Here is a 14,443-nt window from a genome sequence, read left to right as displayed (position 1 = left end):
ATCAACCCGCGAATCGAGCGCCCCATCCACCACATGTTAACCCGACCCGTGATTTCTGCGAATTATATGCTACTGATTTACTACCATATACGCATTCACGCCATCGACAACAAATGTCCACGATAGCTCGCGAGCAGTAAGCCGAGTTGGTGGTCAACTGGACGAGTTGTGCGCAGCTGCCCCCGCCTACTCGACGGTGCCGTACTTCTGTCCCCAGGCATGCCCCCCGACAGCGGAGTTCAGCTGATCGCACAAACGGCGGCGCGTGAAGGTGCTCGGAGGCAGCAGGTTCACAATTTCTTGGAGCTCATCGGGCAGATCGACCGCCTCGGCCGCCAGAATCACATCGAGCCTGCGCACCTTGCGCGCGCCAGGGACGCCGGCCATATCGGCAATGCGCTCCTCTTCCGTCAAATCCGCGAACAGAGAGTCGACCACCTGCTGCAAAGAACCGTAATAAGGGCTCTTCTCTCGAGACGACATGGCACCTACGCCTCCCCGCTCTCGCTGAATGCCGCGGCGACTTTTTCGCGCAGCGCATCTGCCAGCGCGCTCATCTGCTCGTCGGCAGCGGACGCAACCTGGGACTTTCCTTCGCTTCGCCCATCGTCACTTGAGGGCGACTCAGCGACAACGGACGCATCAGCCACAGGCACGCCAGCCGTGCGGCACGCCGCGACATCGAGCCCCGCCGTCGTGGCAGCGAGCGCTCCTGTGTAGGCGGGAGTGGCGGCGCCGGTCGCGCGCAAGAACTGAACGCCCGAAGCTCGCAGACGCACCGCGGCGTCGACAACGGCGTCGGGGCAGTAGTACGGGTTCGCATCCGTGGGACCGCCCTGCTTCGGCTTGTGTTCGGCAACTGCCAGCTGCACGAGAATTGGCAGGTCGCAGGCAGCTTCGGCGCGCTTCGCGAGCGCGCAGGCATCCTCGATTCCGGATGCCGTGGAAAAGCCCGCCACCGAAGCGCCATACTCGCCCATGATCGAGCAGGCCTCTTCGAGGGTCCCGCGCCCACTCGCAAGCGTGCCGTCCGCAAGCACATCGACCGACGCGAACGCGGGCATGTCGCTCACCTGACGCACGCCCATGAGCGCGCACAAAAGGTCGCTCGCCGTGGTGAACCCGTTCAAGAAGAAGGCGTCGAATTGCTCGCCCGCAAACAGGCGCGCGGCGCGGGCGTACTGGTCGCGGTTCTCGTTGAGCGACGCCTTGCTCGATGCGTCGAGGGGCAAGTCGCACGGCCCGATCTCCACGAGCACGTGCTGCGGTTTCAGTGGCCGCAGAACCTCGAGTGAGGCGCGAGCCACGTCGTGGGAGCGGTCCTCCATTCCGACCTGCGCCATTCGAGCGGGCGTGATTCCCGCGGTAGTCGTCACGAGGCATTGGGCCCCGGCCATGGATTCCAGGCGCATCGCTTCCTGAATCGAATCGGGCTCGAGGACGGTCATCAGCTCGAGGTCGCGGTCGACGTCGACGCCTTGGCGCGCGAGCGCAGCGGAAACGGGGGCGGAAACGACGAGCATATCTTTGTCGAAGCGAAGGGCTATGTCGGGCATGGGGCATCCTTTCTCGTTTTCCCCATCATAGCGTATGCGTACGCGAGGAAGAGTCTCGGGACCCCGCGCCTCACATCTCACATAGCGTGGAGCGCCGGCGGATGGAGCGACCCTAGAAACAAGCACGCCAGAATAGCGACCCTGGAAGCTCGGCATGGTCGGCTTCAACGCTATCCTCAACACATCATAATAGATTGGCGCAACTATTCTCATCCAGGGGTGAACGGCGCGCTTTTGGGGGTGAGCGGAAACGTTATCGCACTTCACCGCCCATATCGCGCCGTTCCACCTCGGAGCGCGTTTTTTTCGACATCCCTTCATATAATGACCTCAGCAGCTGAGAAGGCTCCCCTCCTTCCTCACTGCACTGCTTTCATACCCCTAGAAAAGCAGAGGCGGCGCATCTATAAGCGCCGCAAATCCCCTCCTTGGGCCCAGCGGGAGCTCCCCTCTCCCCTGGGCCACTTCTTTCTCCAAGATGGTGCTTGGCGAGCCATTATCTTCAAGCTGGCTCGCCAAGCACCATCGAACCTCCCACTTTGCGAACGTGCGAAGCCAGCCAAATGCAGCAGGCAAACGCGAAGGCGAAACCGACCGAATGCGAAAGCCTTGCGCGAGTAGGCAGCTCGAGGCGTGCTTTGTCCGACTTTCTGGTAGAATCGGCTCTGCCGCATTATGCGCCCCTGTAGCTCAGCGGATAGAGCGTCGGTTTCCTAAACCGTGCGTCGGAGGTTCGAGTCCTCTCAGGGGCGCCACTTTCGTGCCTGCGGTTTTCGGCTTTTAGCTTCCTAATGCCTACCTTTCGCATCAGTATTTTTCCAATTACCCAAAAAAGCACTTGCGCGTGGTGGAGCGATGTGCTTACAATGGCTCCACAATTTCAAAGCGTCACCCCTTATGACTCGCTCTGGATCCTTCGGGAAACAGGGTGCCGAAGGGGCCTCTGGAGAATCCCAGGCAAGCTGGGTGCCGAAGGGGCAAGGCGAAACACCTGGTCACAGGCTTTTCGTTGAAACTCTCAGGCAAAAGGACAGAGAAAAGCTTACTGCTTGTCGCATCTGCGTGTCGCATTTCGCTTTTCCCTTTCCTTTTGTTGCGCCCACATCGCTTGCCACGCGCGTGAAAACTCGGAACGCGCGAGTTCCTCCACGGCCTTTTCGAGGGTCGCTTGAAGTTGCGAAACGTAACGGATATCGAGGAGGAACAGTGGAAGACTTCTTCAGCGCGTTCAACAACGTGCTCAATGCCATCGATGGCTTCATCTGGGGCGTACCCTTGATGGTGCTCATCTTGTTCGGCGGCATTCTTCTGACCGTGCGCCTGCACGGTTTGCAGTTCAGCAAGCTGCCGCGCGCCCTGCGCTACATGCTGAAAAACGAGAAAGGCGAGGACGCGACCGGCGAGGTGTCGTCGTTCGGCGCTCTGTGCACCGCGCTTTCCGCGACCATCGGCACCGGCAACATCGTCGGCGTGGCGACCGCAGTCGTCGCCGGCGGCCCGGGCGCCATGTTCTGGATGTGGGTTGCCGCCCTGTTCGGCATGGCGACCAAATACTCCGAGGGTCTGCTCGCGGTGAAGTTCCGCAGCATCGACAAGGATGGCCATGTGCTCGGCGGCCCGTTCTACTACATCGAGCGCGGCATGGGAAAGCGCCTGCCCCAGATTTCCTGGAAGTGGCTTGCCAAGATCTTCGCGTTCTTCGGCATGTGCGTCGGCCTGTTCGGCATTGGTACGTTTACGCAGGTCAACTCCATCAACTCGGCAATCACCGGCTTCTTTGACCCCAACAAGTCGGCAACTGTGAGCATCCTTGGTATGGACTACTCCATCGCCACCGTGATCGGGTCGCTTATTGTCGCGATCGTCGTCGGCCTCGTCGTCATCGGCGGCCTGAAGCGCATCGCGAGCGTTTCCGAGAAGGTCATTCCCGTAATGGTCGTGATCTACGTGGCGTTCTCGCTCATCCTCATCGTACTGAACATCACGGCGCTGCCCGACGCGCTCGTCACCATCGTCCAAAGCGCCTTCGGCCTGCGCGCTGCTGCAGGCGGCGCGCTCGGTGCGATCATCATCGCCATGCAGAAGGGCATCGCGCGAGGCATCTTCTCCAACGAGGCAGGCCTGGGCTCCGCGCCTATCGCCGCCGCGGCTGCGCAGACGAAAGAGCCCGTGCGCCAGGGTCTTGTGTCGATGACCGGCACCTTCCTCGACACCATCATTGTGTGCTCCATGACTGGCCTCGCGCTCGTCATGACCGGCGCCTACCAGATTCCCGGACTCGAAGGTGCCGCCGTCACCACCGCGGCATTCCAGATGGGCCTGCCCTTCATTCCCGCTGAGGCTGTGTCGTTTGTCCTGATGGTGTGCCTGGCGCTCTTCGGCTTCACCACCATCCTCGGCTGGGACTACTACGGCGAGCGCTGCCTGGAGTACCTCTCCGGCGGTTCGAAGAAGGCCGTGAAGACGTACCGCTGGCTCTACATCCTCGCCGTTTTCATCGGCCCCTACATGACCGTTTCCGCCGTGTGGACTATCGCTGACATCTTCAACGCCTGCATGGCCATCCCGAATATGATCGCCTTGATCGTGCTGTCCGGCGTGGTTGTGAAGGAGACGAAGGACTACTTCAAGCGCCTCGACGAGGCCGCAGGCGACGAGGACAACCTTGCGCCGCGCGACACCTCCGACGATTGGAAAGCCGAGGAGGCAACGGCGTAGGACGCGCCTGGCAGGGCGCAATCACCTGACGCTTATCGTCTCCCTTGCTGCGAAGGCGGGTTGATTGGCCGATTAGGCTTGTCAACCCGCCTTCTCGCTTTCTATACTTGCGCGTGCATCGATAATCGAACAGCCCGCGGTGTCACGCCGCGCGGTTTGCGCATAGTAAGGCTTGACCCCATGTCAGACAGCCCGGCACCGCCCGATAACCGCACCGACCGCTTGGGAACCGAGCGCGTCGGAAAGCTGCTCCTCGAGTTCTCCATCCCTGCCATCGTGAGCATGGTGTTCAACACGCTCTACAACGTGGTCGATACAATCTTTTTGGGACAGGCGCTCCCCGACGGTTCGGGCGTGGCGGTAACCACCCTCGCCTTCCCCGTGATGACCCTCCTTATGGGCTTCTCGATGATCGCCGGCCAAGGCGGCAACGCGCTCGCGGCAATTCAGCTAGGGAAGGGAGAGAAAGACCAGGTTGAGCGCACGCTCGGGAACTCGGCCACACTGCTTGTAGGCATCGCCGTCGTCATCGCGGTGATGTCGGGACTCCTCATCGACCCCATCCTCGCGGGCATCGGCACGACCGATGAGCTTTGGGACCTTACGAAAACCTTCGTGCAGATTATCTGCTTCGGCTTCATCTTCCAATCGCTTGGCATGGGGCTCAACAACTTCCTGCGCACTGCGGGAAGGCCCAACCTCGCGCTCGGCACCATGATCTTCGGCACGGTGATGTGCATCATCTTCAACTACCTGTTCGTCATCGTGCTGGGGTTCGGCGTTGCAGGCAGCGCATCGGCTACGATTCTCGGTCAGGCATGCGGCATGGTGCCCGTCGTCTGGCATTTCACCATGAGCAAAAGCGCCGCCTTCAAGCTGCGCCTTCGCTGCTGCGTGCCCGATGTGAAGCTCATGGGAACCATCCTCACGATGGGCATCGCGTCGTTTGTGATGCAGGTCGCGTCCATGCTCGTCGGCATCGTGTTGAACCACGTGGTGAGCCTGTACGGGTCGACCGACCCCATCGGCACCACGGCCGCGCTCGCGGCAATCGGCGTGGCACAAAAGGCGGCGATGTTTGCGTTCACCCCGCTCATCGGCCTGATCATGGGAGCGCAGCCCATCATCGGGTTCAACTACGGCGCGAAGCTGTGGCAGCGCGTGCTTGACACGCTGAAGTGGGCGAGCATCACCGGCGTATGCATCGGCGGAGCGTTCTTCCTGATTGCGGAGGCCATTCCCGCGCCGATCGTGGAGCTGTTCGGCGTTTCGGGCGACCTGGAGAATTTCGCCGTGTATGCGCTGCGCGTGTACGTGATTTTCTTCGCGCCCGTTGGATTCCAGATTGTGGGATCAAGCTACTTCCAGTCAAGCGGCCAGCCGATGAAGGCCGCGATTCTCGAGCTCACACGCCAGGTGCTCTTCCTCATCCCTCTGTACCTGCTGCTGCCGCCTGCGCTGACAGCGCTCTTCGGCACGACGGGACTTGAGGGCGTCATCATAAGCGCTCCGGTGTCCGACGCGCTTTCAGTATGCGTAACCAGCGTCTTCGTCGCGCGAGAAGTCCGCAAGCTGCGCCGCCTGCGCGACAGCAGAGGAATTGCGTAAGGGAACGGAAGCAAGAAAAAGCGCGGGGCGGACCCGCGCTTTCAATAGGAACCGAGAATCTAATGCCAGTTAGTGCTAGATGCTGCAGCATTCGCCGACCTGAGAACGACGGCGCTTTCGAAATCCAAGCTCATCGAATTCCCAGCGCTCCAAAATCAAATTCCTTCCGGCGCGATAAATATCAAAGGTTCCTTCGAATTTCTGCTCATACAATGTGAATGGCCCACTAATCGATCCGTAAAAATCAGCGACATCAGTGTTAAAACTGTCGTCGGCAAACACGAGTATGTCGGCGGTTCTGTCCTTCGCTCGAATGCCGCGAACAGGAACGAGGAACATAGTGTCCCCCGCTTCGAAAACAACGCCACCCCGTTCGATAAGGGCGCCTTCCAAAACCATTTCGGCTTCGAATCTTATACGCCAATCCTTTTCATCCAGCCTTGCCCAAAGACCCCAAAGCTTCTCGAAGCGACAGGCGTCATCGTCGTATACCGCGTCAAGAAATTCTCGCAGCGTGCAGGCATCCTCGAGATGCTGCTTCATGGTCGGCCAGACGTCACCCCCTACACCCGCACAAGCGACTATCTCGTGGAACGCCGGCCTTTGAGAAGCTGGCATCTCGTTGATCTCTTTCAAAAGATCGTCGTACTTCATAGCCTTTTCCTTTCTCTTCAGCTCAATCGCAAATAGAATTCCGTATGTGGCGAGACCTTAAAGGAGCGGAAAAGGCCTCGCCACCAAAGCAAGGATGTCACTTTGCCGAAGGAAGGGGAGCAAAATGACACGGCCGGGTCAGGCGGGATGCTACCGACCCGAACACGGGGAGCTATTCAACCTCTTTCGATACATGCGGGCGAAGCAGACAGCATCCGCAAGACCCACAACGGCCAATACAGCGAAAACCATCCAGACCGTAGCATTGCTACTCGTCCCATCAGGACTAGCCATGGAAATCAGCCCAATGCTGAGAAACGACCCAATAGCAGCAGCCATGTTGATTGTTGCAAAATTGCGTGCGTAATCCTTCGCCCCGTAGCATTCTTTCGCAAAGGCTGAGGCGATAACGGGGATCGATCCATACCCAAATCCGACACAAAGCGAAGCTGCAATATAGACAACAGCGATGCTGCTCGCATACGAAAACGTAATGGCAATTGCAGAGATGGTAATCAGCAAGCCAGAAGTAAAGATCGAGACCAAGAGCCCGAACTTGTCGTAAAGCGCGCCAATTGCAAGACGGCTCACACCGTTCATCGTAGAGCAAAGCCCAACGACGAGGGTCGCAAACGCCCCGTCAACCCCAAGCACAAGAGCACCCTGCTTAACGCCCCCAATCAACGTTATGCCAACGGCAATGGTGAAGATAGCCCAAATCATGTACACATAAAACAGCGGGGCTTTCAGAGGGGCGCAATCGCAAAGTCCATCATTTGAAGCATGGGGCCCAGACGAGCTCCTCGCCAACAGCGATGCGGCATCCGCAGGAGCAGGCTTGAGGACCGTCGACAACGCGATTACCACCGCGAATGCAACGACCGCAAGAACAATAAAGCCCAGCTCAATGCCGACAATTCCAATCAAGGAATCTGCCGCCGAGCCCAGCAGAAGGCTGCCTAACCCCATCCCCATCATCATAACTCCCGAAGAAAAGCCAATCTTATCAGGAAACCAGGAGTTGACGGCAGAAATAACGAGGTTGTAGCCCATTCCGCATCCAGCGCCGCACAAAAGACCGTAACTGAAATACATCCCTACAAGACTCTTCGACGCAAAGAATGCGGTGCCCAGAAAACCGAGCGCAATCATCGTTGCCGCAATAGCAAGAGCGCCCTTCAATGGAAGAACCTTCATAACGTATGACCCCAGCAATGCCGCCACGCAAAAGCAGATCATCGCAATGTTGAAAACAAGCTGAAGCGACCCTTTGTCCCAACCATATTGGACAGCGATAGGCGTGGCGAAAATGGACCACGCGTAAACGAGGCCAAGCACAAGAAGCCCAGCGGTTGCTAAAGCCAAGTATGCAACCCTTTTCCGTTTAACCGTGACGGAGCTGCCACTCGATGCCGGACTTCCCATCGTCTCTCCCTCCTTACAACTCGATACAAGCGTCCTTATTCCCAACCAGCTAGAACAAAATCAGCAGATAGATTGTCGACAAAGCAACAGTGACCAGCATCAAGGGGAATGCAACCTTCGTAAAGCTCATGAACGTGATGTTGTAGCCCTCCTTGTTCGCAATTCCCGAAAGGACCACATTGGCTGATGCACCAACCAGAGTTCCATTTCCGCCAAGGCACGCGCCGAGCGAGAGAGCCCACCAGAGGGGATATACATCGATGCCCGACGCCTCCATCACCATGATGATGGGAATCATCGTTGCGACAAACGGGATGTTGTCGAGGATGGAAGAGAGAATTGCCGAAGCCCACAGGATGACGATCATCATGAGAACAACGTTTCCTCCCGTTGCATCCACGATGGCGTTCCCGAGCATCTCGATAACTCCAGTGTGCTCCATTCCACCAACAACCATAAACAGGCCGAGGAAGAATCCGATGGTCCCCCATTCGATGCCCTCGATCGCAACTTCGATGTCCCTGCCCGAGATGAGGATTATTACAGCAGCGGCCGTCAAGGCGATCACAGAGGTCTCCAGGTTGAAAACGCCGTGCAACATGAACGCAATTGCGACCAGGACGATCATCACGACGCTCTTGTGGAATAGCGCTTTGTCGATAATCGCATCCTCTGCCGACAGCTCCATTATGTTCAGCCGGTTCTTCTCATCGACCGCAAGATGACGACCATACATAAAGCGGAATATAATAAGAAGAGCCACCATGATAACAACAACGATGGGGGCGTTGACCATGATGAACTGGGCGAAAGAGAGCCCAGCTTCCGAGCCGATCATGATATTTGGGGGATCGCCGATAAGCGTCGCAGTACCTCCGACATTCGACATCATGATTTCGACGAGAAGGAACGGCACAGGATTGATGTCCAGCGTTTTGCATAGCATGATTGTCATTGGACCGATGAGCAAAACCGTCGTAACGTTATCAAGAAAGGCGGAGAATACTGCAGTAATTACCGCGAACGCGATGGTCTGAAACACATGTGAACCTCCTTATTCACTCATCAAGTAATGAGCTGGTCTGTTTTGTGGAGCTGATAGTTGAAACGGAAGGATCCGAAGCGATTTCGCCTTCGCTTTCGACTTCCTCTAAATTGCCAAGGGAATCTCCCTCAATCGCATTCTCAACAGGGTCGCCTGCGGAAACGCCGGGTGGAGCCACTTGGGGAACCTCAATTCCCGATACCGTCGTATTAAAAACACGGCCGCATTTCCCGCAGAATGAGCAGAACGCCCCTACGCCACAACCTCCAGCCATGCAAACCACGCTCCTAATGCAACGATTGCAAAGAACGCTCCCTACTTTCTGAATGCGTCCATCTGCTTGTTGTAATCCGCGAAAATCTCCTCTAAACGAGCACTTGTGCTTTTCTGCCGCTTCTTCTTCGAATAGAGGAGCGACCCACCCGCCAAGAATGCGAGACCGATCGCGATGAATACCACCGAGCCAATCGTTACTGCCACTTGAGCTCCTCCTGACTAACAAATCGCGCAGCGATATTCCCGTATCATTCCTTCGAGCTGGGCAATCAAATTCGACCGCCCAGCCCTTTCGTTACCTAACCCACGCTCGGCGCTTTGAATTAATAGCCAAGGACAGCAGTAATCGCGGGAAGATAGAACGTGCCGAGTATTACGAGGATGAAGGTGCAAACCCAAGCCTTCTTCACCCATTCGCCCATCGAGATCCAGCCCTTTGCAGGAAATCAGGATGCCTGCAGCAGACATCGCAGTTCGTTCGAGGCCCTCGGGAACCGGACAAACAAACTGGAAGAACAAGAAAATCAGCGCAGCGATGATAATGCCGACAAATTTCTTGGTCTCGAACTTTGGAGCGGAAGCAATACTCCCACTCATATAATCCCCTTTTAACGGACGGGCGAGCCGAACCCCCTCTCTTGCCGGTACCGCCCGTCTTCAATTTGTTGTATAAAGGGCACATGTGGCGACAACCGATCACCATGAGCCCTGTCGAAATCGGAGAAGACGAAGGGGGCACACCGCGATGTCGATGTTCCTTCTTGCCGATTCGACAAACAGGTTGGGGCGGCCCGCTTCCCGCAAGGCAACGCCCCAACCGCCTTTCAAAAACTAGGCCAAAAAGACTGCGGCCTTCTTACCCTTCGCGGCAAGCTTAGCGGCACACTCTTCGACAGTGCCGTACTCGAGAACCTTAGCCTGGCAAGACTGCACGCACGCCGGAAGCTTTCCCTCTGCGGTGCGCTCAACGCACATGTCGCACAGCTCAGTCGGAACGGCGATGTAGTCCCAATGCCATTGACCGTCCGGGTTCTGACGAGGCTTGTCCTCAAGAACCTTGATACCAAAGCCGTCGCTGGGCAATTCGAGCTCATTTCGGCATGCAATCTCACAGCTATGGCAGCCGGTGCAGTACTCGAAATCGATGAACAAAGCGTTTTGGGTCATTTCGGAACCTCCTTACTTCTTCTCTAGGCCACTAGTCGATCTTCACGCGATCAGCGTCGGTGATTTCCTTGTCTTCGGGGCGCCATACCTGCTGGACCTCGAACTCAGCCTGACGGCTTGCCTCAACAACAATGTCATTGGGCTCGTTATCGCCACCGAGGCTGTCGGCTTTCACGACGTTGCAAACCATGCTCTTGAAGGTGTTGCCGAAGCCGCTCTTTGCATTGACGCTGTTCGGCATAAGCATGTTGATGTTGGACTTCCAGTTGCCGTAGAGATTCGGCTCGGAACCCTCTTCCTCGGGGTACCAGAAGCCGTGCATCGCGTGAACAACACCGGGCTTGATCGTCGGAGTAACGTTTGCCTTCTGACGCACATGACCGTACGGGGAGGAAATCTCGCACCAGTCACCGTCTTCAATACCAAGCTTCTCTGCGTCGGCGGGGTTGATGTCGAGAACAGGCCACGGGGTGATCTGACGAAGCGACGGTACCTGATGATGCTCGGAGTGGAAGAATTCCTGACGGCGAGCGCCGGTCGTCAAAATGAAGGGGTAATCCTTCTTCATCAGCTCAGGCAGCGTATCCGGGCTGTACGCAGGCGGCTCGAAGTAGGGCAGCGGATCCTCGCCGAAACGAGCGTATGCGTAAGAGTACAGCTCGACACGACCAGTCTGCGTCGGGAAGCCCATCTGTCCGTCGGGGCGGAGCTTGCCCTCCTTGTACTTGTAGTACGGCTCGTTGGACATCGTGACAACGTTGTTGCGAAGCTGTTCCCATGGCAGCCAGCTGCGCAGCACATGGAAGTTGTTGTAGTCTTCCAGCGTCTCGAAGCGGTTCCAGAAGTCGGGGTAAGTCTTCTTGCCGACCATCATCATAATCTCGACGTCGGAGAGGCATTCGCCGACCTGGACGCACTTGTTCTGAGCGCCGTAGAAGGAGGAGTTCAGACCGTAGTGGGTAACAACCATGCCGTCATGCTCGATGGTGGACGCGACCGGGAGAAACACGTCGCAGCAAGATTGCGTCGTCGGGTTCATGAACAGATCGCATGCGAAGTTGAAGTCGAGCTTCTTCAGGGCCTTCCACCAGCGCTGCGGCTCAGCAGAGATAGCAGTGCCGACCGGGTTGGAGGAAACGAAGCCGGCCATGTGCATCTTGTACGGCTTCTCGGTCTCGAGGGCCTTCAGGAACTCATCGGGATGCACCGTCCACATAACCTGGCCAACGCAAGGATACTTATCAACGCCGATACGCTTCGTGTACCACGTCTCCTCGGACATGATGCCGTTCTTGAGCGCGAGGGAAAGCGTCGACTCGGTTTCGTCCTCGACCTTCTCATGAGAGTCGATCGCGCCGCCATCGCGGACAACGTTGCCCTGGTCGTCGCCCATGCCGAGCGTCGTGCCGCCGGGAGCATCGAGGAAGCCGGTAATCGTCATGAGGGACACGAGGCACATACCGAGCTGGGCACCGTTGGTGGACTCGTCAGTTGCGAGGCCCCACGCAACGCTCGAGGGTTTCGCATTGCCGTACAGACGAGCTGCACGCCAAATCTGATCCTCGGGAACACCGCAAATCTCAGCTGCACGCGAAGGAGGCATTTCCTGAACGCGCTCAACGAGCTGATCGTAGCCGTAGGTCCACTTGTCGATGAAGTCGTGATCAACAAGATCGTCATGCGCGAGAACGTAGATGAACGCCATGGCGAGCGCGGTGTCGGTGCCAGGACGAACCTGGAGAATCTCCTCGGCACGCGTGCCAAGCCAAGTGACGCGCGGGTCGACGCAGATGATCTTCGTCCCGAAGCGGCGCATCATCTCGATGATGGCATGACCGTACATGCCATCAGGATTCGAGCGCAGAGGCTCCTTACCCCAAAGAAGAATGACTTCAGGAGCAACGAAACGAGGGTCGTCGTAGCGGTCTTCAAACTTCATCGCGTAATCGATCTCGGGATAGCCGCCGCCCATCATGAACGCGGTGTTCGTCATGCGCGGGCCGTAGCACGACCAGCCAGCCTGGCCGTAAACCGAGTTCGGTGTACCGAAGACGAGGTTTGCCCACTGCGGATACCAGTTGTTGCCCTCACGGCCGGTACCACCGAAGACGGCGATCGTTTCCGCGCCGTACTTCTCGGTGATCTCGTTAGCGGCGTTTGCAACCAGATCGGTTGCCTCGTCCCAAGAGCACTGCACCCACTTGTCCGCCTGGCCGCGATACTGCTTCTCGCGCTTCATCGGGTGGATGATGCGATCGGGATGATAGATGTACTCCTTCAGAGCAAGGCAGCGCGGGCAAAGGGAGCCCTTGGTGATCGGATGCTCCGGGTCACCTTCAATCTTAGTGACCTTTCCGTCCTTCACATGAACCTGAAGGCCACATCCAACCGGGTGGCATCCCGGAGGAGACCAGGCACAGGTCCTAAAGATAGTCTCCTGACCTTCTTGCCTTTTCCATTCCGTCATACTCTCTCCTCTCCTCTCCTCAAATACACTCGAGATGTAAGTACTGCATCTCTACGTGTTCAATTTTGGGGCCGAGAGAGTCTCAGAAGAAGAAGCGCCCTATTTGCGAGCTGTCACATTCCATTTACCAAGAAAAGTTGCCCGCTCACCCGTTATTCCAGCCGTCGCTTTGAGAAAAAGCGACGTGAATGTCTTGGATAAATGATGCGATGGCATGCGAGTTCACAGCTTCTGGCTTATAAAGGGCATAGAAATGCCAGTCTAGTCGAGGATCCGCAAGAGGGATGGACACAGACCCTCCTGGCGGGGTCACGGCAAATCGCCTCGATGCAATACCAACCGACCCGCCCCTCCGCGTTCTCACCATATGAAGCATCGAGCTAGTGCTGGGAAGGATGCTGACACTCGAGCGGTTATACCCGATTGCGTAAAGCTGAGAGAATAGTGGTCCGTACTGGAAACCAGGTTCGGACATCAAAAGCAATTTCTCGTTTCGAAGCTCATCGACCGAAACGCTTTCCTTTTTCGCGAGGTCAGACCCCTCGTTCGCGATGACGTACGATTTCGATCTTCCGACTTCGACAACGCTGCAATCAGAGAATTCTCTTTCCATGCACATGATGATTGCGGCGTCTACCTCGTTCGAGCAGACAAGGCGATAACATTCCCCGCAGTCGCGTTCGAAGAATCTGAAGCTGCTTGACCTTTCGAGAAGAAGCTCATCCACCGCCAAGGGCATTCCAGCGAAGAAATTCGTGCTTACCGCAAGATTGAGCATTGAGCGCGCAGCAAGTCCATCTTGGAACATTGAGCCAAGACGATCAACCCGTTCAAGCACCTCGTCGACAACGTAGGCAACCTGTCGCCCCTCTTCGGTGAGAACCATCCTGTTGCCTTTGCGCTCGAAAAGAGGCGTGCCCACCTCGCCTTCGAGAGCCTTGACCGAATGAGCGATATTTTGGCGACTGGTAAAACATTTCTTTGCCGCCTGAGCATAGCTCTGACTATTTGCCGCTGCTTGTAAATGACGCAGCTGTTGAATTTCCATCTTCTATCCCACTTCCCCCAAGTCGGTGATGCTTCAACAACTATTCAGTTATGCCCCCAGCGCTGAGCGCCTTTTCTCCCTCTGAAACTTCAGATTTTTCGATTATTTCAAAATAGTCCTGTCAGGACTAGGAACGAATATAGCACAGGATAGCCTGTTCCTCATGAGCGATTCCATCAAAGCCTCGCTAGGCAGACGCATCAAAACGCTACGAAGGGAAAACGGCCTCACCCAAGCAAAGCTTGCACTGATGATCAACGTGGAACAATCGTACCTGAGCAAGCTCGAATTAGGGAGTCGCAACCCCAGCCTCAGCATGCTCTCAAAGATAGCCGACGCCTTTGGAATAACCGGCTCTTCGGTGGTTTCTGTGGGAGAGATTCCGGCATAGGCCCAGCTCAGCGGGCGAAAACAACGATCTGGAACTGAAACGGCCCCGGGAGGGGCCGTTTCCGCGTCATCCGCCTATGATTGCTAAG

14 protein-coding genes, 1 tRNA gene and 1 riboswitch are annotated in these 14,443 nt (G+C 56.8%); of the genes, 4 read left to right on the top strand and 11 right to left on the bottom strand.

Going from position 1 to position 14,443, the window contains the following annotated elements; genetic code table 11:
* Positions 1-186 precede the first annotated feature (186 nt).
* Positions 187-483 carry a hypothetical protein gene (locus F8C90_RS08795; protein WP_158050149.1) on the bottom strand — a complete coding sequence of 99 codons (297 nt, stop codon included), beginning with the start codon at positions 481-483 and terminating at the stop codon, positions 187-189.
* Between the two features lie 5 nt (positions 484-488).
* Positions 489-1,556 (bottom strand): homocysteine S-methyltransferase family protein, encoded by a 1,068-nt coding sequence (locus F8C90_RS08790; protein WP_246155871.1) that lies wholly within the window; start codon positions 1,554-1,556, stop codon positions 489-491.
* A gap of 679 nt (positions 1,557-2,235) precedes the next feature.
* Here F8C90_RS08790 and F8C90_RS08785 point away from each other — a divergent pair.
* The 3 genes from F8C90_RS08785 to F8C90_RS08775 all read left to right on the top strand — a co-directional run bounded on the left by F8C90_RS08785 (position 2,236) and on the right by F8C90_RS08775 (position 5,882).
* Positions 2,236-2,311, top strand: a tRNA-Arg gene (locus tag F8C90_RS08785).
* A gap of 178 nt (positions 2,312-2,489) precedes the next feature.
* A riboswitch (glycine riboswitch) is annotated at positions 2,490-2,600 on the top strand.
* A 162-nt stretch (positions 2,601-2,762) separates the two neighbouring features.
* Positions 2,763-4,274: an alanine/glycine:cation symporter family protein gene (locus F8C90_RS08780; RefSeq protein WP_158050148.1), complete on the top strand. Its 1,512-nt coding sequence runs from the start codon at positions 2,763-2,765 to the stop codon at positions 4,272-4,274.
* Between the two features lie 180 nt (positions 4,275-4,454).
* Entirely contained in the window at positions 4,455-5,882 is a 1,428-nt protein-coding gene (locus tag F8C90_RS08775; RefSeq protein WP_158050147.1) for an MATE family efflux transporter, read from the top strand.
* A 75-nt stretch (positions 5,883-5,957) separates the two neighbouring features.
* On the opposite strand, the gene F8C90_RS08770 is transcribed toward F8C90_RS08775, so the two are convergent.
* The 9 genes from F8C90_RS08770 to F8C90_RS08730 form a co-directional block, all read right to left on the bottom strand.
* Positions 5,958-6,536, bottom strand: a complete 579-nt coding sequence (locus F8C90_RS08770; protein ID WP_158050146.1) for a hypothetical protein — start codon at positions 6,534-6,536, stop codon at positions 5,958-5,960.
* Positions 6,537-6,686: 150 nt separating this feature from the next.
* Positions 6,687-7,901: an MFS transporter gene (locus F8C90_RS08765; RefSeq protein WP_170264612.1), complete on the bottom strand. Its 1,215-nt coding sequence runs from the start codon at positions 7,899-7,901 to the stop codon at positions 6,687-6,689.
* Positions 7,902-8,010: 109 nt separating this feature from the next.
* Positions 8,011-9,003 carry an ArsB/NhaD family transporter gene (locus tag F8C90_RS08760; RefSeq protein ID WP_158050144.1) on the bottom strand — a complete coding sequence of 331 codons (993 nt, stop codon included), beginning with the start codon at positions 9,001-9,003 and terminating at the stop codon, positions 8,011-8,013.
* A gap of 16 nt (positions 9,004-9,019) precedes the next feature.
* The gene (locus tag F8C90_RS08755) at positions 9,020-9,280 is read right to left on the bottom strand and encodes a hypothetical protein (protein ID WP_158050143.1); all 261 of its coding nucleotides are present in this window, start codon (positions 9,278-9,280) and stop codon (positions 9,020-9,022) included.
* A 41-nt stretch (positions 9,281-9,321) separates the two neighbouring features.
* Complete coding sequence (locus F8C90_RS08750) at positions 9,322-9,486, bottom strand: LPXTG cell wall anchor domain-containing protein (RefSeq protein ID WP_158050142.1); 165 nt, start codon at positions 9,484-9,486, stop codon at positions 9,322-9,324.
* Between the two features lie 15 nt (positions 9,487-9,501).
* The gene (locus tag F8C90_RS08745; RefSeq protein ID WP_158050141.1) at positions 9,502-9,879 is read right to left on the bottom strand and encodes a hypothetical protein; all 378 of its coding nucleotides are present in this window, start codon (positions 9,877-9,879) and stop codon (positions 9,502-9,504) included.
* A 234-nt stretch (positions 9,880-10,113) separates the two neighbouring features.
* The gene (locus tag F8C90_RS08740; RefSeq protein ID WP_158050140.1) at positions 10,114-10,449 is read right to left on the bottom strand and encodes a 4Fe-4S dicluster domain-containing protein; all 336 of its coding nucleotides are present in this window, start codon (positions 10,447-10,449) and stop codon (positions 10,114-10,116) included.
* Between the two features lie 31 nt (positions 10,450-10,480).
* The gene (locus tag F8C90_RS08735) at positions 10,481-12,916 is read right to left on the bottom strand and encodes a molybdopterin-containing oxidoreductase family protein (protein ID WP_158050139.1); all 2,436 of its coding nucleotides are present in this window, start codon (positions 12,914-12,916) and stop codon (positions 10,481-10,483) included.
* A gap of 145 nt (positions 12,917-13,061) precedes the next feature.
* Positions 13,062-13,964: a LysR family transcriptional regulator gene (locus F8C90_RS08730; protein WP_158050138.1), complete on the bottom strand. Its 903-nt coding sequence runs from the start codon at positions 13,962-13,964 to the stop codon at positions 13,062-13,064.
* A gap of 163 nt (positions 13,965-14,127) precedes the next feature.
* On the opposite strand from F8C90_RS08730, the gene F8C90_RS08725 reads away from it, so the two are divergent.
* Complete coding sequence (locus tag F8C90_RS08725; protein WP_158050137.1) at positions 14,128-14,355, top strand: helix-turn-helix domain-containing protein; 228 nt, start codon at positions 14,128-14,130, stop codon at positions 14,353-14,355.
* Positions 14,356-14,443 lie beyond the last annotated feature (88 nt).

This window comes from Ellagibacter isourolithinifaciens (assembly GCF_008831035.1).
In the GTDB taxonomy this organism is placed as follows: Bacteria; Actinomycetota; Coriobacteriia; order Coriobacteriales; family Eggerthellaceae; genus Ellagibacter; species Ellagibacter isourolithinifaciens.
This window is presented reverse-complemented; position numbering and strand designations above follow the sequence as displayed.